21 protein-coding genes and 2 pseudogenes are annotated in these 23,225 nt (G+C 72.4%); 12 read left to right on the forward strand and 11 right to left on the reverse strand.

What is annotated here, in order from left to right; all coding sequences use genetic code 11:
- Positions 1-19: 19 nt before the first annotated feature.
- Positions 20-1,288 (reverse strand): globin domain-containing protein, encoded by a 1,269-nt coding sequence (locus FRAQA3DRAFT_RS30870; protein WP_009742984.1) that lies wholly within the window; start codon positions 1,286-1,288, stop codon positions 20-22.
- A gap of 246 nt (positions 1,289-1,534) precedes the next feature.
- Between FRAQA3DRAFT_RS30870 and FRAQA3DRAFT_RS30875 the strand changes: the two genes are divergently transcribed.
- Both FRAQA3DRAFT_RS30875 and FRAQA3DRAFT_RS30880 read left to right on the forward strand, forming a co-directional pair.
- Positions 1,535-2,245, forward strand: coding sequence for an HAD family hydrolase (locus FRAQA3DRAFT_RS30875; RefSeq protein ID WP_009742985.1), 711 nt, complete (start codon positions 1,535-1,537; stop codon positions 2,243-2,245).
- A 125-nt stretch (positions 2,246-2,370) separates the two neighbouring features.
- Positions 2,371-3,825 (forward strand): hypothetical protein, encoded by a 1,455-nt coding sequence (locus FRAQA3DRAFT_RS30880; protein WP_009742986.1) that lies wholly within the window; start codon positions 2,371-2,373, stop codon positions 3,823-3,825.
- On the opposite strand, the gene FRAQA3DRAFT_RS30885 is transcribed toward FRAQA3DRAFT_RS30880, so the two are convergent.
- Positions 3,796-4,704, reverse strand: a complete 909-nt coding sequence (locus tag FRAQA3DRAFT_RS30885; RefSeq protein WP_157467799.1) for an alpha/beta fold hydrolase — start codon at positions 4,702-4,704, stop codon at positions 3,796-3,798. The two genes, FRAQA3DRAFT_RS30880 and FRAQA3DRAFT_RS30885, sit on opposite strands and share 30 nt — an antisense overlap.
- 188 nt (positions 4,705-4,892) lie before the next feature.
- On the opposite strand from FRAQA3DRAFT_RS30885, the gene FRAQA3DRAFT_RS30890 reads away from it, so the two are divergent.
- The gene (locus tag FRAQA3DRAFT_RS30890; RefSeq protein ID WP_009742988.1) at positions 4,893-5,774 is read left to right on the forward strand and encodes an SDR family NAD(P)-dependent oxidoreductase; all 882 of its coding nucleotides are present in this window, start codon (positions 4,893-4,895) and stop codon (positions 5,772-5,774) included.
- 43 nt (positions 5,775-5,817) lie between these two features.
- Here FRAQA3DRAFT_RS30890 and FRAQA3DRAFT_RS35605 read toward each other — a convergent pair whose 3' ends face one another.
- From FRAQA3DRAFT_RS35605 to FRAQA3DRAFT_RS30915, 6 genes are all read right to left on the reverse strand, one after another.
- Entirely contained in the window at positions 5,818-5,979 is a 162-nt protein-coding gene (locus FRAQA3DRAFT_RS35605) for an adenosine deaminase (RefSeq protein WP_009742989.1), read from the reverse strand.
- Positions 5,980-6,274: 295 nt separating this feature from the next.
- Complete coding sequence (locus FRAQA3DRAFT_RS30895) at positions 6,275-6,718, reverse strand: carboxymuconolactone decarboxylase family protein (RefSeq protein WP_009742990.1); 444 nt, start codon at positions 6,716-6,718, stop codon at positions 6,275-6,277.
- Positions 6,719-6,839: 121 nt separating this feature from the next.
- Entirely contained in the window at positions 6,840-7,601 is a 762-nt protein-coding gene (locus FRAQA3DRAFT_RS30900; RefSeq protein WP_009742991.1) for an O-methyltransferase, read from the reverse strand.
- 184 nt (positions 7,602-7,785) lie between these two features.
- Positions 7,786-9,528 (reverse strand): HAMP domain-containing sensor histidine kinase, encoded by a 1,743-nt coding sequence (locus tag FRAQA3DRAFT_RS31980; protein ID WP_009742992.1) that lies wholly within the window; start codon positions 9,526-9,528, stop codon positions 7,786-7,788.
- Positions 9,525-10,442 (reverse strand): response regulator transcription factor, encoded by a 918-nt coding sequence (locus FRAQA3DRAFT_RS30910; protein ID WP_009742993.1) that lies wholly within the window; start codon positions 10,440-10,442, stop codon positions 9,525-9,527. The genes FRAQA3DRAFT_RS31980 and FRAQA3DRAFT_RS30910 overlap by 4 nt, the downstream gene beginning before the upstream one ends.
- Before the next feature lie 216 nt (positions 10,443-10,658).
- Positions 10,659-12,380, reverse strand: coding sequence for a bis-aminopropyl spermidine synthase family protein (locus FRAQA3DRAFT_RS30915; RefSeq protein WP_063820827.1), 1,722 nt, complete (start codon positions 12,378-12,380; stop codon positions 10,659-10,661).
- Positions 12,381-12,591: 211 nt separating this feature from the next.
- Between FRAQA3DRAFT_RS30915 and hisD the strand changes: the two genes are divergently transcribed.
- The 4 genes from hisD to hisH all read left to right on the forward strand — a co-directional run bounded on the left by hisD (position 12,592) and on the right by hisH (position 16,420).
- Entirely contained in the window at positions 12,592-13,887 is a 1,296-nt protein-coding gene (gene hisD / locus FRAQA3DRAFT_RS30920; RefSeq protein WP_009742995.1) for a histidinol dehydrogenase, read from the forward strand.
- Positions 13,884-15,092, forward strand: a complete 1,209-nt coding sequence (locus FRAQA3DRAFT_RS30925) for a histidinol-phosphate transaminase (RefSeq protein ID WP_009742996.1) — start codon at positions 13,884-13,886, stop codon at positions 15,090-15,092. Before hisD ends, FRAQA3DRAFT_RS30925 begins: the two co-directional genes overlap by 4 nt.
- 54 nt (positions 15,093-15,146) lie before the next feature.
- On the forward strand, positions 15,147-15,734 hold the full coding sequence (gene hisB / locus FRAQA3DRAFT_RS30930) for an imidazoleglycerol-phosphate dehydratase HisB (RefSeq protein ID WP_009742997.1): 588 nt from the start codon (positions 15,147-15,149) through the stop codon (positions 15,732-15,734).
- Positions 15,735-15,820: 86 nt separating this feature from the next.
- Positions 15,821-16,420 (forward strand): imidazole glycerol phosphate synthase subunit HisH, encoded by a 600-nt coding sequence (hisH, locus tag FRAQA3DRAFT_RS30935; RefSeq protein ID WP_009742998.1) that lies wholly within the window; start codon positions 15,821-15,823, stop codon positions 16,418-16,420.
- 50 nt (positions 16,421-16,470) lie between these two features.
- Here the strand turns inward: hisH and FRAQA3DRAFT_RS30940 are convergent, their stop codons facing one another.
- Positions 16,471-17,040 (reverse strand): hypothetical protein, encoded by a 570-nt coding sequence (locus FRAQA3DRAFT_RS30940; protein ID WP_009742999.1) that lies wholly within the window; start codon positions 17,038-17,040, stop codon positions 16,471-16,473.
- 1,055 nt (positions 17,041-18,095) lie between these two features.
- Here FRAQA3DRAFT_RS30940 and FRAQA3DRAFT_RS30945 point away from each other — a divergent pair.
- From FRAQA3DRAFT_RS30945 to FRAQA3DRAFT_RS30965, 4 genes are all read left to right on the forward strand, one after another.
- Positions 18,096-18,386: a nucleotidyltransferase family protein gene (locus FRAQA3DRAFT_RS30945; protein ID WP_009743002.1), complete on the forward strand. Its 291-nt coding sequence runs from the start codon at positions 18,096-18,098 to the stop codon at positions 18,384-18,386.
- Positions 18,387-18,604: 218 nt separating this feature from the next.
- The gene (locus tag FRAQA3DRAFT_RS37920; RefSeq protein WP_232291832.1) at positions 18,605-18,745 is read left to right on the forward strand and encodes a DUF86 domain-containing protein; all 141 of its coding nucleotides are present in this window, start codon (positions 18,605-18,607) and stop codon (positions 18,743-18,745) included.
- 574 nt (positions 18,746-19,319) lie between these two features.
- Entirely contained in the window at positions 19,320-19,607 is a 288-nt protein-coding gene (locus FRAQA3DRAFT_RS30955; RefSeq protein ID WP_009743004.1) for a hypothetical protein, read from the forward strand.
- A 1,013-nt stretch (positions 19,608-20,620) separates the two neighbouring features.
- Positions 20,621-21,826: a hypothetical protein gene (locus tag FRAQA3DRAFT_RS30965; protein ID WP_009743005.1), complete on the forward strand. Its 1,206-nt coding sequence runs from the start codon at positions 20,621-20,623 to the stop codon at positions 21,824-21,826.
- Between the two features lie 375 nt (positions 21,827-22,201).
- On the opposite strand, the pseudogene FRAQA3DRAFT_RS37930 reads toward FRAQA3DRAFT_RS30965, so the two are convergent.
- Positions 22,202-22,336 (reverse strand): annotated as a pseudogene (locus tag FRAQA3DRAFT_RS37930) (IS5/IS1182 family transposase); the annotation flags it as partial.
- On the opposite strand from FRAQA3DRAFT_RS37930, the pseudogene FRAQA3DRAFT_RS35610 reads away from it, so the two are divergent.
- Positions 22,330-22,500, forward strand: a pseudogene (locus tag FRAQA3DRAFT_RS35610) (IS5/IS1182 family transposase); the annotation flags it as partial. The pseudogenes FRAQA3DRAFT_RS37930 and FRAQA3DRAFT_RS35610 sit on opposite strands and share 7 nt — an antisense overlap.
- A gap of 88 nt (positions 22,501-22,588) precedes the next feature.
- Here FRAQA3DRAFT_RS35610 and FRAQA3DRAFT_RS30970 read toward each other — a convergent pair.
- Positions 22,589-23,092 carry a helix-turn-helix domain-containing protein gene (locus tag FRAQA3DRAFT_RS30970; RefSeq protein WP_009743006.1) on the reverse strand — a complete coding sequence of 168 codons (504 nt, stop codon included), beginning with the start codon at positions 23,090-23,092 and terminating at the stop codon, positions 22,589-22,591.
- Between the last annotated feature and the right edge of the window lie 133 nt (positions 23,093-23,225).

The raw sequence follows: 23,225 nt of genomic DNA on the forward strand, positions 1-23,225 counted from the left end.
AAGACGCCTTCGCCGCCGGTCAGGCCGGCGCGCCGGCCCACAGGTCGGGGCCGAAGATCTCGTAGCGGATGCGCTGCGCCGGCACGCCACGGCGCAGCAGGCCCGCGCGGGCGTCGCGCAGGAACGGCAGCGGCCCGCACAGGTAGGCGCGGGCACCGTCGGGCAGGGGAACCGCGTCGAGGTCGAGCGCGCCGGTGTGGCGGGACTCGCCCCGCGCTGTGCCGGCCGCGCCCCTCGCGCTGCCGACGCCCGCCGCCCGGCCGATGCCCGCCGCGGTGCTGGACCCGGCACCGGACTCGTACCAGGTGTGCAGGTGGAAGTCCCGCAGCAGGGCGCCTATCTCGATCATCTCGGAGCGCAGCGCGTGGTGGTCGGGTGAGCGGTCGGCGTGCACGGCCACGACCGGGCGTTCCGGCTGCAGCCGGGCCGTGTGGCCGAGCATCGCGATCATCGGGGTGACGCCGATGCCCGCGCTGATCAGCACGAGCGGGTCGGCGCCGGTGGCGAGCGTGACGTCGCCGGTCGGCGGGCTCACGTCCAGGATGTCGCCGACCTTGACCTGGTCGTGCAGGTGGGAGGAGACGACGCCCGCGGGCGCGCCGCCGGCGCCGGGCACCCGCCGCACCGTGATCCGCAGGCTGCCCGCGCCGGGCGCCCGGGACAGGCTGTACTGCCGGGCCTGCCGGCCGCCGCCGGGCAGGTCCACCGCGACGGAGATGTACTGGCCGGCCAGGTAGGTCGGCAGCGGCTCGGGCCCGGCCGGCACGAGGTCGAAGGAGACCACCTCGGCGGTCGCCGCGGTGCGCGCGGTTACCCGCCAGGGCCGCCAGACGCGCTGCGGGTCGGCGCCGACGCGCTGGGAGATCCGACCCTCCTCGGCGATGAGCGCGGTGGCGAACAGCCAGTAGACCTCGTCCCAGGCGTCGTGCACCTCGCGGGTCACGGCGTCGCCGAGCACCTCGCCGACCGCCGCCAGCAGGTGCTGGCCCACGATCGTGTACTGCTCGGGCCGCACGCCCAGCGAGACGTGCTTGTGCGCGATGCGGCGCAGCACCGGGGCGAACGACGGCCCCGAACCGCCGAGCAGGTGGCCGGCGTAGGCGACGACGGCCGCGGCCAGCGCCTGGCGCTGCTCGCCGGTGGCCTGGTTGCCCTGGTTGAACAGGTGCAGCAGCTCGGGATGGGCGGCGAACATGCGCGGGTAGAACGCGGCGGTGATCTCGACGGCGTGCTCGGCGACCACGCCCGCGGTCGCTCCGACGACGGCGGCGGAACGTTCGGACAGCATGGGATGACCTCCGGACTCGGACGTGGCGGCGGCGCACGGTGGCGATGTGCCGCGGGGAGATCCCTGGGGTGGGCCAGCTCCACTTCTACGTGTTGTAGTAGCTGGACGGCGCAAGCATAGTGAAGTGCAGCCCTCAGGCCCTCGTTTCGGGCCTCATGGTGTCGTTCACAGCCCGTGCCCGTTCGGCCTCGCCCGGCGTCGGAGAGATCCGTGCCGTGCTCGGTCCAGGGCCCGGCATGAGATCGTGTGGGGGTGCCTGCCACGCCCGCCCTCATCCTGTGGGACGTCGACCACACGCTCCTGGACACCGGTGGGGTGAGCCGGCAGATGTACGCCCAGGCCTTCCAGGCCGTGATCGGCCGTCCCTTGCAGGAGCTGGCCGACATGACCGGGCGCACCGAGCGGGCCATCATCGCCGAAACCCTGCGCCGCAACGGCATCGCCGATCCGCGGGCGCTGCTGCCGGAGTTCTACGCGGCCCTGGGCGAGGCCGCCCGCGGGCTCCAGGATCGGATGCGCGCCCGCGGCCGCCGCCTGCCCGGCGCCGGGCAGGCCCTGGCGGGCCTGAGCGGTCCGGGCATCGTGCAGTCCGTGGTGACGGGAAACCTGCCGGCCGTCGCCGAGACCAAGCTGGCCGCCTTCGGGCTGGCAGGTCACCTCGACCTGGCGGTGGGCGGGTACGGCGACGACGGCGACGACCGGGCGACGCTGGTGCGCCTGGCCGTGAAGCGGGCCGAAGCCGGGTACGGATCGACCTTCCCGCCCGGCCGGACCGTCGTCATCGGGGACACGCCCCACGACGTGAAGGGCGCTCAGGACGCCGGGGTGCGGGTGGTCGGCGTGGCCACCGGCGCCAGCAGCGCCGAGGACCTGCGGACCGCCGGCGCCGATGCCGTCCTTGCCGGGCTGACCGACGTCGCCGCCCTGCGCACGGCCGTCCTCGGCGCCGCCCGCTGACCGCCCGCTGACCGCCCGCTGACCGCCCGCACCGGGTGATGCTCCCGGCGGCGCAACGGGCATAGCCTGCGCGGATGGCGGGGCCGCGGCGATGAGGAGAACCCGGCGATGACGGGGCCCCGGCGATGACCGGACCGGGGCGGGGCGGGTGGGCGGGCCTCGTCGGTCCGGACGTGTTGTGGGAGTCGGTCGAGCGGATGGTCTCGTTCGGCCCGCGGCTGCCCGGGTCGCCGGCGCACCATCGCCACATCGACGACCTCGACGCCCGGTTGCGCCGCGGCGGGCTCGAGGTGACCCGCCATCCCGTCCGCCTCGCGCGTTGGCTGGCCGACGACTGGTCGTTGCGGGTCGTCGACGCGCGCGGGGCGAGCGCCACGGTGCCCGTCGCCTCCTACCGCCCGTACTCCGGCGAGACGTCGACCCGCGGGGTGACGGCGTCGGTGGTGGACGTCGGCGCGGGCGGTGCGGCCGACTACCGCGGTCGGTCGGTACGCGGCGCAATCGTGCTCGCCGACGGACGGGTCAGCCGGCTGCGTGCCCAGGTGCTCACCGACCTCGCCGACGCCGTCGAGCCGCCCGGCGCCCGGGCGCGGCTCGCCGCCGAGGACTACTCGCGGGTGTGGCTCGGCGTCCCGGCGCCACCCGACCTCGCCCTCGCCCGCCGGCACGGCGCCGTCGCGATGATCGAGATTCTCGATCTGCCGCCGCCCCTGGCCGCCGGCCAGTACACCCCGCACCAGCAGCGGTACGCCGGCCTGCCGACCCTGCACGTCGACCGGGAGCAGGGCGCCCGGCTGCGCGCCCTGCTCGCGCTCGGCCCGCTGCGGGCCACCGTCGTCCTGACCGCCCGCCATGACGACAGCACCGTCGACTACCTGCTGGCCCGGCTGCCCGGCGCCGACCGCGTCGCCGCTGCGGCGTACGGCGGCGTGCTCGTCGCCACGCACACCGACGGGCAGAACGCGGTCGAGGAGAACGGCGGCCCGGCCCTGCTCGTCCTCGCCGAGCGGCTCGCCCGCCGTACGGCGGCGCGGCGGGGGCGCGACGTGCTGTTCCTGTTCTCCCCGGCGCACATGACCGCGGACGCGGCGACGGTGAAGCCCGACGCCTGGCTGCGCCACCACCCGCGGACGGGCGCCTCGATCGCGATGGCGCTCGTCGCCGAGCACCTCGGCGCGATGGGCTGGGACGAGCGTGGCGGCACCGCGCCCTACGGGCCGACCGGGCGCAGCGAACCGGTCGTCGTCGCCGTCGGCCACAGCGACCGGCTGCGCCGGCTCGCGCTCGACGAGGTGCGGGCCGGTGGGCTCGCGCGGGCCGGGGTGCTCCCACCGACCGGCGACGGGCTCTACGGCGAGGGCACGTTCCCCTACCGGCTCGGCCTGCCGACGGTGGCGTTCATCAGCGGGCCGGCGTACCTGCTCCAGGTCGGCCCCGGCGACCAGCTCGACAAGCTCGACCGGGCGTTGCTGCACCGGCACACCGTCTTCCTCGCCCGCCTGCTCGACCGGATGCTCGCCCTGCCCGGCACCGGCCGGGTCCTCGATTCCTCAACGCAGCGAGCCCAGAAAGGCGCGTAGCACCTGACGCATCGCCGCCGGCTGCTCGAGCCACGCAGAGTGCCCGGCGTTGTCAAGCGGTGCCCACTGGCCACACGGCGCCAGGTCCGCAACCTCGCGTGCCCCCGTCGGGTCGGGGTCGCGCCTGCCATGAACGACGAGCACCGGCGCCGTGAGCCTCCGCAGGTCGTCCTCGATACCTTCATCGAGTCGAGCCTTCCAGTCGTTCTGAACCGCTCGCGCAACCGCGTCGGCACGCGGAAAGCTGTACAGCGGCTGGCTGTCCAGGACGGCTGCCGCCGCACGGCTGGCGAAGTCGGTGGACCACATCAGACGCAGGAACCGTGCCCGGTCGCGTTCGTCCCCGTTGCTCTCCAGGCGTGCGCCGAGCGCCCTCAGCTCCTGGCGTTCAGCCGCGGTGAGGCGACTCAGCCGCTCGCGTTGCACGCCGTCCTTCCAGCCCCAGCGAATGGCCGTCCCGGCCAGGTAGATGACGCCGAGCGTGCGGTCAGGGTGCGCGAGAGCGTAGAACAGCGCGAGCGCCGCGCCCCAGGAATGGCCGCCGACCACCCAACGCTCGTGCCGCCAGTGCGTGCGCAGAGCCTCCAGGTCGGCCACGAGGGTGGCAATGTCAAACGGCCCGTTCGCCCGGGAGCGTCCACAGCCTCGCTGGTCGTAAAGGTGTACGCGCGCGAGATCGTCGACCATCCCCGCAACGGGTTCGAGGTTGTTGGACAGCCCTGGCCCTCCATGCGCGAGAACCAACGGCAGCCCCGCCCCCCGCGACAAGGTCCACAACGACCCGCCCGGCACTGCGACCGCCTCGCTCGCTGGCTCCTCAGCGATATTGGACACGCGCGTACGGTAGCCGCCGGTGTCAGAAGGCTCCAGCGTCGGCACGGCGTGCACGTCGGTCTCGCGGGTATGCGCGCTTCGGGTCGGCCGTGGCCGCGGTGAAGGCGGATGGTCGGCCGGGCGTCGGCGTCCGGTTGCCGCTGGTCGGTGCGTGATGGTTTGGTGTCTCACCAGGTGTTGCTGCTGTCCAGCAGTGCCAGATTCCGTCCAGCCGTGCCAGAGGAGCAGCGACGATGACGCAGGCGATCCCGGAGCAGTCGTTCGAGCTGGGCCTGGCCGGGAAGGCCGCGGTGGTCACCGGCGCCGGGGCCGGCATCGGGCAGGCCATCGCGGTGGCGCTCGCCCGCGTCGGGGTGTCGGTGGGGCTGGTCGAGATCGATCCGCAGCGCGCCGCGAGCACGCTTGAGATCATCTCCAAGGCGGGCGGCACGGCGCTGACGCTGCCCACCGACGTGATGGACACCGAGGCGCTGGCGCAGTCGATCACCGCGGCGCACGGGGAGTTCGGCCGGCTCGACATCCTCGTCAACAACGCCGGCGGGGTGAAGGCGAACCGCTTCCTGAAGCAGCGCGAGCGCAGCTGGCGCCGGCACATCGACATCAACCTGGTCAGCATGATCGCGGCGACGTCGACCGCCGCGCCGCTGATCGCCGCGGGCGGCACCGGCGGGTCGATCCTCAACATCACCAGCATCGAGGGGCAGCGGGCGGCGCCGCTGTATGCCGTCTACGCCGCCTGCAAGGCCGGCATGATCTCCTTCACCCGGACGATGGCCCTGGAACTCGGCGAGGACCAGATCCGGGTCAACGCCCTGGCGCCCGACCACACCGCCACCGCCGGCATGCGCGGCATCTTCGCCGGCCCGGTCGACCCCGACAACCTGCCGCCGCTGACGGCGCAGCGCCAGTCCGACGTGGAGCGCTACGTCCCGCTCGGCCGGGAGGGCCACGCCGACGAGGTCGGGGACGCGGCGGTGTTCCTCTGCTCCGACCGGGCGAAGTACATCACCGGCGTCACCCTCAACATCGACGGCGGCGCCTGGGCGTCCAGCGGCTGGGGTCGCGCGGGCGACGGCTGGACCCTCTACCCCGGAGACACCTCCGTCACCCTTTGACGCCAGCGCCGGCGCCACGGGCTCAGGCGGTGGTCCGGGAGCGTCAGGCGGTGTCGTGGTCGTACAGCCGGGCCACGTTTTCGGTGGGCAGCGTGACGTCGTGCCGGCGGGCGAGGTCGGCGAACGTCGCCGCGCGCACCGTGCCCTCGAAGTGGCAGTGCAGCTCCGCCTTCGGCACCGACCGCAGGTACTGGGGGTAGTCCATGACCTGCTCCCGCCCTCGCCGGTCGACCCGTCGTCCCGTCGTCCCGCCCAGCGGGCCGCCCGTCGACCGTGCTCGGCGTCCCGGCCCGCCCGGCGCCGGACGACCGCACCCGGTGGCGGTTCGCCCGGCGCCGGGCGCCCAACCGCCACGCTAGGACCGCCAGCGACCCGTGTCTGTTTCGGCGACGCAAACACCGCATCTCGCGGGACGCGGGTACTGGGCGCGGCGGGCGGGCTCGAACGTCGACGAGTGGTCTCAGGTGCCGGCGGGCGGTCTCAGGTGCCGGCGGGCGGGCTCAGACGTCGACGGGCGGGCTCAGCCGGCTCGGGATCGCGATCCGGTTCCACGCGTTGATCGTCGCGATGGCGAGGATCAGGTCCGCGGCCTCCTTCTCCGACCAGCTCTTCGTGACCAGCGCCCAGGTCTCGTCGCTCACCCCGTCCGGGCCGAGCCGGGTGGCCTCGTCGGTGAGCGCGAGCGCCGCCCGTTCGCGCTCGTCGAACAACGGCGTCTCCCGCCAGGCCCCGACCGCGAACAGCCGGCGCGCGGACTCCCCGGCCGCGAGCGCGTCCCGGCTGTGCATGTCCACGCAGAACGAGCAGCCGTTGATGATCGACGCCCGCAGCTTGACCAGCTCCAGGACCGTGGTGTCGACGTTGTCCCGAACGTAGCGCTCCAGGCCGAACATCGCCCGGTACCCCTCCGGCGCGACCTCCGCCATGTTCAACCGCTGGGTCATCTCCGGTCCCTTCCTGCCGGCCGGGGCCTGTCGCCCCGGCGTGGGGACGCCCGAACGGCGACCCCTGCCGGGAGGGACGGGCCCGCCGGCCGCGGTGTGACATGGCCAGTCGCCGCCAGCGTTAGTCGCCGCTGCGGGGGGAGGGCAGCTTGCGGGCGATGGTGAGCCCGTCGGCGACGGGCAGCATCACCACCTGTACCCGGGAATCGGCGGCGAGCCGCCGGTTGAACTCCCGGACGGCGACCACCGCCGGATTGTCCGACCGGGGGCGCACAACTTTGCCGTATTGGAGAACATTATCGATGATAATGACCCCGTTGGGGTTTATGCGGGGAATGAGAAGTTCGTAGTAGCGCTGGTAGGAGACCTTGTCCGCGTCGATGAAGGCCAGGTCGAAGGTGGGTTCCTCGGGGAGGTCCGCGAGGCTGTCGGCGGCCGGTCCGAGGACGAGGTCGATGCGGTCGGACACGCCGGCCCGATCCCAGTGCTGGCGGGCGATCGCGGTCCATTCCTCGCTGACGTCGAGGCAGAGCAGCCGGCCGCCGTCCGGCAGACCGCGGGCGATGCACAGCGCCGAGTAGCCGGTGAAGGTGCCGACCTCGACGGCCCGGTGGGGGGCGATCGAGGCGGTCAGGATGGTCAGCAGCGTGCCCTGTTCCGCTGGCACCTGCATCTCCGCCTCGGGCAGCGCCGCGGTGACGGCCGACAGGTCACCGAGGACCTCGTCGGGCGGCGAGCTGTGCTCGGTCAGATAGGCACCGATTGTACTGTTGAGAAAGGCGGATTTCGGGCCCCGGCCGCCGCTTCTGGTGACCTCGCGGCGAACCGTCTCGGCGCCGAGCGCCGTGGCTTCCCGAATCCGCTGTGCGGGGCTTCTAGGCATGATCAGTGGGTGCTCCGTCCCTGGTCGCTCGGTGCGAAAATAACCGCCCTGCGGCGCATTGCCGGCGCGTTGCCGCGCTCCGGCCGGGAAAGAAACAGTAAAGATCACAGATGGGACCACGGGTGGCGGTGATCCCACCGCGTGTTCGTCAGGGTTCTCGTCAGGCTTCGTTGTCCCGCTGGGTTTAGTCCCACTGGGTGTTGTCCCGCTGGGTGTTGTCCTGATAGGTGTCGTCGACGACTTCCAGGAGCCCGGGTTCCGATGGTTGCCCGAGGTGCCCGGCGGCGGCCCGCTGCGGCGGCACCGGTCCGGCCCTCTCGCCACACCGCAGGGTCGCGCACGGCAGGTCGAGCACGACGCACAGGCCACCGCCCACGGCCGGGGCCAGCGTGATCGTCCCGCCGTCGGCGGTCACCAGGGCGTGCACGATCGCGAGCCCGAGCCCGTGGCCCCGCCGATCGGCGCGGCGCGGCGTCTGGTCCCGGCCGGCGGCCGGCCCGTCCGGGTCATCCCGATCGGTGCCGGGCCGCTGGGATGGGCCCGGCACCCGCCCGTGGGCGGCGCCGAAGCGGCGGAAGGCCGCCCGCCGCTGCTCGGCGCTCATGCCGTTCCCGCTGTCGGTGACGGTGAGCCGGATCGCCGGCCCGGCCATGGTCCCCGGCAGGTCCGCGGCCTCCCGGGCATCGGCGGTACCGGATGCGTCGGTCGCCGTGCCGGTCGCTGTGCCGGTGGGCGTGTCGGTGGGCGTGTCGACGGGCCCGTCGGTGGGCGCGTCGACGGCACCCGACGGCGGTTGGCCTTGGGCCGCGGGGGCCGGGTGCGACTCGATCCGGATCCGGCCGCCGGGCGGGGTGGCTTCCAGGGCGTTGCTGAGCAGGTTGTCGAGGATCTGCTCCAGGTGCCCGGGGACGCTCGTCACCATGTGCCCGTCGTCGACGTCCCAGGTCAGCGCGATCCCCGCGGCGGCGGCCACCGGCCGCCAGATCAGGCAGCGCTGCGCGGTCACCGGCGCGAGGGGAACCGGCCGGGCGGCGGTCGGCGCGTGCTCGGCCCGGGAGACGGCGAGCAGCCCGTCGACCATGCGGGACAGTCGGTGCACCTCGACGAGGGTGCCGGCCACCTCCCCGGCGATCGTGGCGTCGACGTCCTGTTCCAGCAGCTCCAGGCGCAGCCGCATCGCGGTCAGCGGGGTGCGGATCTGGTGGGAGACGTCGGCGAGGAAGCGCCGCTGGCTGTCGACGAGGGACTGGATCCGGTCGGCCATCGCGTCGAAGGTCGCCGCGACCTCCCGGACCTCCGGCGGGCCGCCGACGGCCCGTGCCCGGATCGACAGGTCACCCGCGCCGAGCTCGCCGGCGGCGTGTTCGAGCCGGCGCAGCGGGCGGCCCACCCAGCGGGCCAGCAGGATGGAGATCCCCAGCGCCGCCAGGGCGACCAGGACGCCGCCGATGACGATCATCGTCCACCGGTGGTTGATCGAGGCGCGTAGCCCGTAGTCGCTGCGCGCGACCGCGAGGACGCCGACCAGGCCGTTCGCGTTGGACACCGGGGTCACGATGATCATTCGATGCCGGTTGGCGTCGCTCGGCTCGATCGTCACGCTGTGGTGGTGTGCGCGGGCGAGCTCCGCCCGCGTGACCGGGATGTCCTCGCCGGTGTCGGCCACCAGGCTGTCGTCGGCGCGGTAGAGCCGCAGCTCGTCGGGCGGGCCGTCCGCGCCGTCGCGGCGGGGCACCGGCAGCGGCGTGGCGTCCGGCGACAGCCGCCGCCACTTCACCTCGGCGACGTAGGCGTCGGTCGAGGCGGACAGCCGCAGGCCGAACAGCGCCCGGTCATGCCGGGTGGCGTCCAGGCCCAGCGGGACGCACAGCCCGACGAGCAGCGCCGCGGTCAGCAGGAGCTGGGCGGCGAGGATCCGCCGGCTCATCGGCCCGGCAGCTCCCGCCCCCGGCCATCCCGCGCCGGCCGGCGGCCAGGGTCGGCCGGTCTGGCCGCGGCATCCGGCGCGGCCCCCTGGGTGGGCACCACGGGGTGCGGCGCCAGCTCCTCCAGCCTGTCGCGCGCCGGGACGGCGCCGGGCTCGGCGGCGCCGGGACCGGGCACGCCGGCCAACCGGAAACCGACCCCGTACACCGTTTCGATCAGCTCCGGTTTGCCCAGCTTGCGGCGGATTGCGCCGATGTGCACGTCGAGGACCTTCGGCGAGCCGAACCAGTCTCCCCAGACCCCGGTGAAGATCTCCTGCCGGGTCCGCACCCGGCCCGGGTCGGCGGCGAGGAACGCCAGCAGGTCGTACTCGCGGGCGGTGACGGCGACGGGGCGGTCGTCGACGGTGATCTGGCGGCTGCGCCGGTCGAGGGTGAGCGGGCCGTGCCGGACGAGGTCGGCGTCCTCAGCGCCCGCCCGGCCGGCCGTGCGCCGGCGCACCGCCCGCATCCGGGCCAGCAGCTCGGCGAACCCGAACGGCTTGACCAGGTAGTCGTCCGAGCCGAGGTCGAGCGCCTCGACCCGGTCGGCCTCGTCCCCTCGGGCCGTCACGACGATCACCGGGGTGTCGGTGTGCTCGCGGATGCGCCGGCACACCTGCGCGCCGTCCATGTCCGGCAGGCCCAGGTCGAGCAGCACGAGGTCGGGTGGGGTGGGACCGCCGATCTGGGCGAGGGCCGCCGCACCCGTGCGCACCCGGCTCGCCGTGTAGCCGGCCCGGTCCAGCCCGCGCACGAGCTGCGTCCCGAGCCCGTCGTCGTCCTCGACCACGAGGACCCGGGCGCCGGCCGGGTCGGGCTGGCGTGGCGGGTCCGGCACGTGTCCCCTGAAATGGTGGCCTGCGGGCGTCGCCATGGGACTCACCCTAGGACTCCCGCTACGTCAGGGTGCGACGTCCCGCGGCATGACCCCCGCGTCCCCGCGCCCGCACCCACTGCCGGTGACCTCGGTTCCGAGCCGCGAGCCGCGAGCCGCGAGTCGCGAGTCGCGAGTCGTGGGCCGTGGGCCGTGGGCCGGGCGGGCCTCGGGTCCGGCCGGGGAGACCGGCGAACGTCGTCGATCGTGATGCCGTCAGGTCTGCGGGGTGGCGCTCACCGCCGCGGCGGTGAGCGTGGACGCGAGCGTGTGCCGCGGCAGGTCGATCAGCCGGACGGCGAGCAGGTCGGCGTCGCCCACGGCCCGGCGCGCGGCCGCGAGGGCCTCCCGCTGGGCCAGCACCCGGCCGTCGGCCTCCCGGACGATCCGGATCAGGCCGTCGCGCCAGACGTTGCCGATCTTCCCGTGCGGGCGGTCCAACAGCCAGCGGGCGAGGCGCGCGCCGGGGTCCAGGACGGCGGGGTCGACCGCGGCGAACGTCACCAACCGGGTCGCGCCCCCGGCCCGGCCCTCGTCGTCGAGGGCGAGGTCGTGCTCGGGCGTGGCCGCCCACTTCGCCCGCAGCGGGTCGAGAGCACCCCGGGCGCAGCCCCCGGCGCCCAGCACGCGATGGTCGGCGTTCACGATCACGGCGAGCCGGTCGGCGTTGACCGCGAGCAGCAGCCGGGTCAGCCAGGGGCCGGGATCGTCGGACAGGTCGGCGACGGCGGACAGCGGCCCGCCCGCCCCCGCCGCGGCCGTCGGCAGCCCGCGCTCGAGGACCGTCGCGAGGTGCGCGTGGGCCGCGTGGGCCGCGTCCAGCTCGGGGCGCTCGCCGACGAAGACTCCCCGGCCCGGCGCGGCCGCCAGGAACCGGGTCGCCGCGGCGACGACGGGCCCCGCGAGCGGTGCCGGCCGGCTCTCGGTGGACTGCCGGCCACGGGTGTAGATCGCCGTCGCCGCCGGCCCGCGCGCCGGTGCCGGCCGGTCCAGGTGTTTCCAGGTGGCCGGGGTCGGCTGGCAGACGTACATGTCGGCGCGGGCGCCGACCGCCTCGGCGCCCTCGTAGGTGTGGAACGCCGGCCAGATCGCCTCGAAGACGAGCCCCTGGTCGAGCAGGGCCCGCTGCACCTTCCAGCCCAGGGTGGGCACTCGCTCGCTGAACCCGTAGGCGACGAGGACCCGGCCGCGCTCCCGGTCGGCGAGACCCTGGGCGCCGCGCGCGGCGAACAGCGACACACCCTGCGGGGTGTAGGGCGGGTCGGTGAAGGCGAGATCGGCACCGCCCGCCACCGACGGCGGCAGCCCGAAGCGCAGGTCCGCGTATAGGCACCGCAGCCGCACGTCCCGTGACCGGGCCGATCGGTCGAGGAACTCCAGCAGGTCCTCGTCGATGTCCACCACCGTGACGGTGGGCCCGCGCCGCGCCGGGCCCGGGCTCGCCGCGGCGGCCAGCAGGACGACGGCCAGCGACGTCAGGTCGTGGTCACCCACGCACAGCAGGTGGGCCTCGCGCAGATCATAGTGCGTCGACAGCCAGACGGCCCGGCGGACCACCGTCGCCGCCGTGGCCGGCACGTGGTCCAGGTCGGTCCGGGGGCGCGGAGCCGAGGCGATGAGCTCGTGCATCGTCGTGACCAGCGCCCCGTGGCGGCCGATCTCCGCGGCGAGCGGGTCCAACGGGGTGCCCGCGCGCAGCTCGTCATAGTCGATCATGGTGCGGTAGCGGTCGACGGCGCCGGGCCGCAGCACGAACGTGCCGCCGGTCCCGGTCCGCAGATCGTCGCCGAGGCGGTCGAGGATCTCCTCGACGGAGCGGCGCGGCAGGCCCGAGTCCTGGACCAGAGCACGCAGGGTCCGCGGCCGTTCGGTCAGCGCCGCAACGACCCCGCGGGGCGCCCGGGCGTGCACCCGGTAGCCGTGCAGCAGCGTCGCCAACGATTCCCCGGGCGCGCTCGGGGGCCCCGCCGGCGAAGCCGCGCCCTTGGTGGGGGGCGCCGGTGTCGGACCCGACGACAGCACCGGACCGGGCGCAGGCGACGGACCGGCCGGGGGCGGCGGGGTACGGGGATCGGTCACACAATCAGCGTGACACCCCGGCGCGAACTGTGATTTCACCGCCCCCCGGCTCGGCGGCTAGTCTCGTATCGTGCTCAGAAGGCTTGATCTGCGGGCTGCGGTGCCCTCCGCGGCGGATGTCCGCCGCCTGCTGCCCCGGGCCGCGATCGACGTGGACGCCGCCGTCGACGCGGTCCGGCCGGTCTGCGAGGACGTGCGGACCCGTGGCGACGCCGCCGTCCTCGACGCCGCCGCCCGGTTCGACGGGGTCCGTCCGGCCAGCCTGCGGGTGCCGCAGGCGGCGCTCGCCGCCGCCGCCGACGCCCTCGACCCGGCGGTGCGCGACGCGCTCGTCGAGGCGATCCGCCGCAGCCGGGCGGTGCACCGCGCGCAGCTGCGCGAGGCGGTCACGATCGAGGTCGGCCCGGGCCTGACGGTCACCGAGCGGTGGGTGCCGGTCGAGCGGGTCGGGCTGTACGTGCCCGGCGGGCGGGTCGCCTACCCGAGCAGCGTCGTGATGAACGTGGTGCCCGCCCAGGAGGCCGGGGTCGGCTCGCTGGCCGTGTTCTCCCCGCCGCAGCGCGACAACGACGGCCTGCCGCACCCGGTCGTGCTCGGCGCCTGCGCCCTGCTCGGGATCGACGAGGTCTACGCCGCCGGCGGCGCCCAGGCGGTCGCGATGGCCGCCTACGGCACCGCGAGCTGCCCGCCCGTCGATGTCGTCACCGGCCCGGGCAACGTCTACGTGACGGCCGCCAAGCGGCTGGTGCGCGGCGTGGTCGGGGTGGACGCCGAGGCGGGCCCCACCGAGGTCGCGATCCTCGCCGACGTCACCGCGGACCCGACCTTCGTCGCCGCCGACCTCATCGCCCAGGCCGAGCACGACCCGATGGCCGCCTGCCTGCTCGTCACCTCGTCGGTGGAGCTCGCCGACGCCGTCGACATCGAGCTCGGCAAGCAGGTGCCCGCGACGCGCCACCGCGAGCGGGTCGAGGAGGCCCTCGCCGGCCAGGGCGCCGTGGCGATCGTCGCCGACGTCGACGCCGGCCTCGCGGTCGTCGACGCGTGGGCGGCCGAGCACCTGGAGATCCACACCGCCGACGCGGGGGCGGTCGCCGCCCGGGTGCGCCACGCCGGGGCGGTGTTCGTCGGCCCCCATGCCCCCGTCCCCCTGGGCGACTACCTCGCCGGTTCCAACCACGTCCTGCCCACCGGCGGGACGGCACGCCACTCCGGCGGCCTGGCCGTGGCCGCCTTCCAGCGCCAGGTCCACGTCGTCGAGTCCACCCGCGACGCGCTGCACGCCGTCGCCCCGCGCCTCGCCGCGCTCGCCGGGGCCGAGGATCTCACCGCACACGCCGACGCCGTGGAGGTTCGATTCCGATGACGATCCAGGCGTCCCACAGCGCCGACGCCGGGCCCGCCGGGGACGACCGGCCCTGGCGCCCGCTGGACATCGACGGGCTGCCGCTGCGCGACAGCCTGCGCGGGCTGTCCCCCTACGGGGCGCCGCAGCTCGACGTGCCGGTGCGGCTCAACACCAACGAGAACCCGCACCCGCCGTCGATCGGCCTGGTCGACGCCCTCGGCAAGGCCGCGACCCTCGCCGCGACCGAGGCCAACCGCTACCCCGACCGCGACGCCGAGGCCCTGCGCGCCGACCTCGCCTACTACCTGACGCCGGACGCCGGGTTCGGCGTGCACACCGCCCAGGTCTGGGCCGCCAACGGCTCCAACGAGGTCATCCAGCAGCTCTGCCAGGCGTTCGGCGGGCCCGGCCGGGTCGCGGTCGGCTTCGAGCCGTCCTACTCGATGCACCGGCTCATCGCCCTGGCCACGGCGACCGAGTGGGTCCGCGAGGAACGCGCCGCGGACTTCACCCTGTCCGCCGAGGCCGTCATCGAGGCCGTCGAGCGCCACCGCCCGGCGCTGCTGTTCCTCTGCTCGCCGAACAACCCGACCGGCACGGCCCTGCCCCTGGACGTCGTCGTCGCCGCCTGCGAGGCGATGGGGCGCGTCGGCAGCGGCATGGTCGTCGTCGACGAGGCGTACGCCGAGTTCCGCCGGGCCGGGGTGCCCAGCGCCCTGACGCTGCTGCCCCGCCACCCGCGGCTCATCGTCACCCGCACGATGAGCAAGGCGTTCGCCCTGGCCGGCGCCCGGGTCGGCTACCTCGCCGCGCACCCCGCCGTCGTCGACGCGCTACAGCTCGTCCGGCTGCCCTACCACCTGTCCAGCTTCACCCAGGCGGTCGCCCGCACCGCGCTCGCGCACGCCGACGAGCTGCTCGCCACGGTGGAGGCGGTCAAGACGCAGCGGGACCGGATCGTGCAGCAGCTGCCGGCCCTCGGCCTGCGGCTTGCCCCCAGCGACGCCAACTTCGTGTTCTTCGGCCTGTTCGCCGATCAGCGCGCGGTGTGGCGCGGCCTGCTCGACGCCGGGGTGCTCGTGCGCGACCTCGGCCTGCCCGGCTGGCTGCGGGTCACCGCCGGGCTACCCGGCGAGGTCGACGCGTTCCTGGCCGCGCTCGGCCGGGTCCTCGCCGGCAGCGACGTCGCCCCGGACGGCGTCGTCACTCTGGCCACGGGCTGACCCCGCCACCGACGCCGGTCCCCACCCGCGACCAGAAAGACCGAGGAAGCCCCGATGGCCCGCACCGCGCGGATCGAACGCAAGACGCTGGAGTCCGACGTGCTGGTCGAGCTCGACCTCGACGGGACGGGCGTGGCGAACTCCGACACCGGCGTCCCGTTCTTCGACCACATGATGTCCCAGCTCGGCAAGCACGGCGGGTTCGACCTGACCGTGCGCACCCGCGGTGACCTGCACATCGACTCCCACCACACGGTCGAGGACACCTCGATCGCGTTCGGGTCGGCGCTGCGCGAGGCCCTGGGCGACAAGGCCGGCATCCGCCGCTTCGGCGACGCGCTGGTTCCCCTCGACGAGGCCCTCGCCCAGGCCGCGGTCGACCTGTCCGGCCGGCCGTACTGCGTGCACGTCGAGCCGGACCTCGTCGGCCTGATCGGGACCTACGACACCACGTTGACCCGGCACATCTTCGAGTCGATCACCGCGTCGGCGCGGATCGCGCTGCACGTGCGGGTGCTGTCCGGCCGCAACGCCCACCATGTGGTCGAGGCGCAGTTCAAGGCGGTCGCCCGGGCCATGCGCGACGCGGTGGCCCTCGACGCCCGGGTGGCCGGCGTGCCGTCCACCAAGGGCGTCCTGTGACGGCGTCAGCGTCGTCGACGTCAGCGGCGTCGACGTCAGCGGCGTCGACGTCAGCGGCGTCGACGTCAGCGGGTCGGCGGCCGCGGGTGCTGGTCCTCGACTACGGCTCGGGGAACCTGCGTTCGGCGGAGCGGGCGCTCGCCCGGGTCGGCGCCGACGTGACGGTCAGCGACGATCTCGACGCGGCCCTGGCCGCCGACGGACTCGTCGTGCCCGGCGTCGGCGCGTACGCGGCCTGCATGGCCGGCATCGACCGGTTGGGCGCCGCGCCCGTCGTGCGGGAGCGGGTGGCGGCGGGGCGGCCGGTGCTCGGCATCTGCGTGGGCATGCAGGTGCTCTACGAACTCGGCGACGAACACGGGGTGCGCACGGACGGGCTCGGGGTGCTGCCCGGCGAGGTACGCCGTCTCGCCGCGCCCATCCTGCCGCACATGGGCTGGAACACGGTGCGCCCGCCCGCGGCGTCCGCGCTGTTCGCCGGGCTGGGCGCGGACACCCGCTTCTACTTCGTCCACTCCTACGCGGCGAAGGCCGACCCGGACGCCGGCGACACGGTCGGCGAGCACGGCGAGCCGTTCGCCGCCGCCGTCGAGCGCGGCGCCCTGGCCGCCACCCAGTTCCACCCCGAGAAATCCGGCGACGCCGGCGCGCACCTGCTGACCAACTGGCTCGCCACCCTGTCCTGACGGCAGCGCCGTCGCCGCCGCCGCTGGTGCCGGGTCGGCGGCGGGGTGAGTCAGCCGGCGTGGGTGGGGACCCGGCCGGCGGTGAGCGCCGCGGGCACGGGCAGGCCCAGGTGCTCCAGCAGGGCGGCCAGCTTCAGGTCCAGCTCGATGCCCACGATCGTGATCGCCCGGTTGCCGTAGCTGCGGAAATGCGTGCTCGGCTGGTCGACGCTGAACCAGGTCGTGCCCGCCCGGTCGGTGTGGATCGTGGTCCGCAGCGGGGCGTGCAGCAGCACCCCCGGGTCATGGCGGAACATCCGCTCGGCGATGACATGGTTGCCCATCAGATATTCGACGCACCGCCCCTCGTCGCCGGCCGCCCGAAACATCCAGGTGAACTCGCCGCGCCAATAGCGGAGGAAGTCGTGCGGCGCGTTCGGTGCGGTCGCGACCCGGACGTCGTCCCAGGTCGGCTCGCCGGCGGCGAGGGCGGCGAAGCGTGCCTCGTCGAGGGCGGGAACCGCCTGCTCATAGCGGCGGACCGTCTCCTCGTAGCTCAGGTCCGTCGCGACGGACAGCCGATGTACCTCATAGCGCACGGTGCTGACGGCATCGGCGAGTTCGTGATCGGTACTGGTCATGCGCCAGCCTCCCGTCCCGTCCGGCGCGGCGTGCATGGCACGCCGCGCGAACCGGCGGGATTCCCGCCGCTGCTCCGGTCGAAACCGGGGCGTCGGCCACCGGCAGGGTTCGGGCCCCGCCCGGTCCACGAGCTGGCCGCGGTGGGGCTGGGCGGCCGGCGCTACCTCACCATCGGACTGGGCACCGACGAGACGCTGGTCGGCGTCGACGATCACAGCACCTGGGCGTACAAGTTCCCCGGCACCGACGTCGAAGAGTGACCAAGCCTCTTCGCGGTCACATTGACGCCCACGCACGCGAGGCCAAGGAGATCCAGGGCAAGAGCCCGGCAACTGTCGCGAGGTGGCTCTCCGCTCTGGCCTCCTTCTACGGATATCTCGTAGCCGAGGAAGCGATCGCGGGTTCCCCTCCGGGGGTGGCGTTGCAGTTGGTGACGCTGATTCGGGGCTTGAACCGTGCCGGCTCCTCGGACACTTGGTCCGGACCGAGTACAGTGCCGATGGCTGTGCGTAGTCGTTCCCGGATGTTGGCAATGGGCGCCCAGAGGGCGGCGCGGAGGAACGTTCCGCGGGGGTAGGCGGCGATCGGACCGGCGGTTTGGGGAACGGGCGCGATGTCAGCGCGCTGCTCGTCCGCGGCCTTCCCCGGGGCAGGGGGCGACCTGGTCGGGACGGTTCCCCGACAAACAGATCCGACCACTGCCCTTGACCACTCTGCCTTCCCTATCGACGACGGTCGAGAATCTTTCGCGCATGTTCCTTTCGCGCATGTTCGAGGAGGATGGCCTCATGCGACTGACGCTGCTCGGCACGTACTCGCAGTCGGGACAGTGCCCGACGCTCTACGCGACGGACCGCGCCCGTACGTCATCCAGGGGTGGACGGTGACAGACCCTGAGGCGTTGGCCGATCTGAAGCGCATGACCAGACGCACCTCGCGAGCGTCGCTCGCGGTCGGGTGGTGGGGTGGTTCGCGCCCCACGGGTGACGCGCGCAGGCGTCTCGCGTGCGGCGGTGCTCGAGTCGCGTCGCTGCCTGGAGGTGATAATGGCCGGGTGACCGTCGACCTGCGTGACAGCCGGATTGCCGAGGTGTGCCGGCGCTATGGCGTCGCCGAGTTGTCCGTCTTCGGCTCGGTGGCGCGCGGCGAGGACACCGACTCCTCGGACGTCGACCTGCTGTACGTGCTGGCGCCTGACTCGACGCTTGGCTTCGAGATCGTCGATCTCCGAGACGAGCTCGAAATGATCGTCGGTCGCCGCGTCGACCTGGTGCCCAAGTCCCGGCTGAAGTGGGTCATCCGCGATCGGGTGCTCGCGGAGGCTCGGGTCCTCCAGGCGGCGTGATGAGCTGTACCTCGTCGACATGATCGAAGCCGCGGCCGCCGCGACGACGTTCGTCCGGGACGTCGACGAGACCGCGTTCGCAGCGAGCGACCTGATCCAGAGCGCCGTTCCGTAGAAGCTCCTGGTGATAGGTGAGGCGGCGGGGCGAGTCTCGCCCGAGATCCGCGCGCTGGCCGGGCGTGCCGTGGCGGTCCGTCACAGGCTTTCGTAACATCGCCATGCATACATACTTCGAGGTCGACTGGTCCATCGTGTGGCGCATCGCCACGACCGCGCTGCGCGAACTTCAGGAGCAACTGACCATGCTCCTCAAGGCGGAGTTCCCGCTCGTCGCCAGCCAACTCGACCAGCCGCACTGACCACGATCACGGTCACCTGGCGGCCCGGAAGTGCCCGGACCGCCAGGCGTTCGGAACGCTTGCTCTCCTCCGTGGACAATGTTCTGATCGGCACGATCACCGAGCATCGTCCCTGTTCGGGGCCCGCGTAGGCCTTGCTGGGCGACGACGCATAGGCCGCCGGTGCATACCGCGGTGCTCCCCTCGCCCGTGGCGCTGGTGAAGGCACTGATTGCCCGCCAGCGTTCCCCATCCCCATCGCGACCCAGCGAAGACGGCGTGTTTGACCTCCGCTGGGCGCGCGGCGGCCGAGCACTTCGGAAGTACGGCACGGGAGTCCCCAACCGCGCTGACCCACACATCATCTGGCTGCGGATCGGCACCTATGGCATCTACCGCTGAACGTATCCGCAACTGCGGCGAGACCCGGATTTGGCCACCATCGGTTTGGAGTTGGCCTCGCGAGATGACCGCGAGATGACGTATGCCCCCGAGGCCTAACACCTCAGGGGGTGCGTGGCACGGGTCTACGTCGCTGCGCAAGGCTGACTCCTGCACGAACCGAACCGATCTCTGCCACCCCAAGGAGGCACCCTTGACCGACACGAACACCTACGTGCATGTCGACGCTGACACCCGCGAGGTCCGCATCGTCCGCGGTGAGGCCGACAAGGTAGGCGCCATCATCGGCCACCTCGACGCGATCTACCTCACGCCGGGCAGCTACGCCGCCGATCAGGCGGCTGGCTTCCCCGCTCTCGGCGAGGCCACCGACAACCTGCTCTCGTCCCTTGAAGTCCGCCACGTCAGCGACTGGAGCCCTGTCGGTCAGGGCCTGTACGCCGTGGTCGTTGAGACCGTGCCGGTGCCGACGGCCGGCTGACCCGCCCGAGACCACGAGTGCCCCGGCCTGGATACCAGGTCGGGGACGTCCGCTCGCCCGGAACCGGCGGCCAGTCTGGTCCGATTGGCGCTCGGATAGTCCTGTGGCCGATGTCCGGCCTTGCCGGTGCGCCCAGGACAGGGAACGAAGCATCCCGAAAAGCCAGACCGACCGGATGGCCCGCTGCCATGATGCACTCCCACCCTCCAGGCGCGAAATCATCGCAGCGCCGACGGCCCGCGATCCAGCGAATCGAGGCAGCGCATCCGCGAATGTCGAATCGCGTGCCGATCAGAAGCGCCACGACCGAGAGGTCGACCGCCGGGGTGACGAGGGACGCGACGTAGGTTGGCATCCCGAGACGGATACCGAGCGTCGCCACGTTCCCGAACGCGAACAGGAACGTCAGCCCGACCACGGTGCCCACGATCGCGGTCACCAGAGGGACCGTAGCATCCGGAACCGCAGGGATGATCTCGGCCGCGGCCCTCGCGGCGGCCCGATCAGCATCAGCAAAGACCGAGGTGCAGACGTCACCGGTGAAGTGGACGGAGGCGTGGCCAAGGAGCTCGGAGACAATCTTGAGGTCGCGGGTGGCGCGGTAGGGGATCGACGGCGGGACGGTCGGAGCCCGGAGGCTTCGGCTTGACTGTGCCCACGCATGGTCCGCCGCACAGAGCGGATGGCCTCTGATCTGGGTAAACAGCGCCGATACCGAGCGTCTCGGCCTCTATGACGTCAGCCCCGACGAGTCCCAGGCGGCGCTGGAAGCCGCCCGCCAGAAGGCTGATGGCTGAACAAGGTGTCTCCCCGCTGCTCGACACGTGCGTCCTCGTGCCCAGCAAGGCCTGCGACGTGCCGCTCGGTTCGTGCGCGTCGAGGAAGAGCGGGCGCTGATTGCATACTAGACCAGAGCATCCCATCACCTAGATGGACATAAGTTCTCGAACGCCCATCGCCGAGCCGCTTGATCTCCTACCTTTTGGCCGACGGTCCTGACAGGAGGAGTCACCTTGCCGCTTCCCCATCAACCGGTTGACGGAACGCTCGCGCACCGCTCGCGCACCGGGGCGACCAACATCGGCAAGGCCGACATCAGTGGAGACGTCTATTGCGAAGTGAGTGGCCTCTATTATGCCATTCACTTGAGCAAGCAGGCGGTCGTCTGGCTCGGCGGCATGGAGAAGCTCTTCGATCAGTTCCTGAAAGCGGCCATGGAGGGGCTCGAGGAGCTCGCGCCGCTCTTCGAAGCGGTTAAGGCGTATATTGATGTTGAGGTGGAGTCGATCAAGGCGGTGTCGGCCCAGGTGTCGGACGGAAGGGTCAAGCTGGAGGGGTGGATTCCCGATCCTGCCGTGATGCCGGTGCCGGACGAGGGCTACGTCCCGCCGGGAGGATGGAACCCTCCGGACCCGGTGAACGGCCTGCGGTGGTGGACCGTGAACTCCATCAACCTCTACAAGAACCGTTGGGCTTTCACGGCCACCAATTCGAATCCGGACGAGTCCGTGTCGTCGGTCTACTTCTCCACGGGGTATGACGGGAACTCCATGCACACTAATCCGCAGGATTTCAGGGACACCTATGGATGGCCCTGCCTCAAGGACTACAAGCAGTTCGACAGTGGGCTGGATACCTGCACCTTCGTCCCCCGCACTGGGATGTGGTGGCTGTTCAACGACACCTACTGCGTGCGAACGGACGGTAACGGAACCTCGGTCACCTGGTCGCCGTCGAAATTGACGGATACCTGGAGGGGGCTCGGCCGGATCGACAGCGGAGAGTTCGGCGAGGAAGAGAAAGAGCAGTGGGCCAACGGCATCTCCTGTGCCACGGCCTCCGGCGACTTCTACCTCTTCATCGCGGGAAACCGGGTCGTCCTGCTCGATTCGAGCAGCGGAGATATGCTGCCAATGGAGCCTTGGGACCGTCCTTTGGGTGTGACTGACGTATGGCCGGCTCTCGCGAACCTGGCGGATGTCGGCATCACGGACGGCCAGGGGCCGAAAGCCGTGTACTGGGATGACAGTGGCGATGTGGAGATGGTGTTTTTGGTCTTCCATAGCACACTCTTCACCAATCGCTCCGACTACCGTGACCCGGGTGGTTTCATGTACAGCTTCATAGCATGCCAATCCGACACGGCGAGCTCGTACTACAGCTGGAACGCCATGTTTGACTACCTGAACGGCCCATGGCCGTACCCTAGGTGCGATTGACCGGCGTCGCCCCGGGGTGACGCCACATCCGGCCGGCGCGGCGCGCAGCACGCCGGCTGTCGATCCATACTCGCCGAGCTGCCCACCGATCCGCGGAGCCGGCGTCACTGGCCAGGCTCGTCACGTGCCCGAAGTGCGGTGCCCCCGAACCAAGCCCGTGCACGGATGCTGCGAAGCCCCGGAAGGCGAATCACCAGGAGCGGCTCCGGCGGTTCCGTGCGTGGATGCGGGAGACCCATCCCCGGTACCCTCGGCGCGAGACGCTCTGATCATGTCGGCGTGACCGGCCCGGCCGAGGCGCGCCGGCGGGCGGACACCGAGGGCGCGATGTCGCTGAATGGGCGTTCGATCCCGCAGATTTCGTTTGGTTCGGATTCATGTTCCCCGCCAGGTTGGGGTTGATTCGCCGGTGGCGCGTCGGGCCATGAGATCGATCATTGCAAGGTGGATCATGGCTTCGGAGCGGGTGGGACGGGCTTCATGGTCGCGGGCGAGGCGGCGGTAGGACATCCGCCTGGATCACCGCACATCGCCGCCTCGCCCGCGACTACGAACGCGACTCCGCAACCTCCGCGACCTTCATCCACTGGGCGATGGTCCGCACCATGACCCGCCGACTCGCCCGCCGTACCCCAGTCCCACGCTGGACACCTCGAACCAAAACCGACAGCTGAAACGATCAAGATTCAGGGCAGGCGCTGAGATCGACGCCTTTCTGGCTTCCTGATCCCACGGTGTGCCCGGGCAAGGCGCCGAGATCTCTCAGAGTCGATCAACAAGGGAGCGCCGGACCGGCAGGCCGTTCGCCGGTGCTGACACCGCTGCCGCCGACGTCGGCGGCGACGACTCGGACGGCGCCGGCGGCTGGCGCATGTCGTAGCTGGCGCGGTGCACGTCGACCTCGGCGCGGTGGCGTTCCGCCCAGCCGGCAAGCGCGACGACCGGCTCGAGGAGCGACTCGCCGAGCGGTGAGAGGGCGTATTCCACCCGCGGCGGCACCTCGGGGTAGGCCACCCTGGTAACAAGCCCGTCGCGTTCGAGACTTTTCAGTGTCTTGGCGAGCAGACGATGCGAGATCCCGTCGATCCGCTGTAGCAGGACCATGAACCGCACAGGACCGGGGGAGAGTTCCACGACGACGTTGAGCGACCATTTGTCGCCGACGCGGCGGAACAGCTCACGGACCGACTGGGCGTCCTGCTCCGTCGCGCAGACTCCTCCGCCGACGACCGCTGGCGCGTCCGATGCGACGTCCACTTCACTCACGAGCCGGCCTCCTTTGTCAATACGCACCTCAAAGTACATAACGCATGTCAAAGTGCAGTCTTCCGGGTTCATCGGCCGCCCTGCAAGCTGGTTCCCATCCACGCCGAGCGGGTTCGTTCTGGCGGGCAGAAGA

It is taken from the genome of Frankia sp. QA3 (assembly GCF_000262465.1).
Lineage (GTDB): Bacteria > Actinomycetota > Actinomycetes > Frankiales > Frankiaceae > Frankia.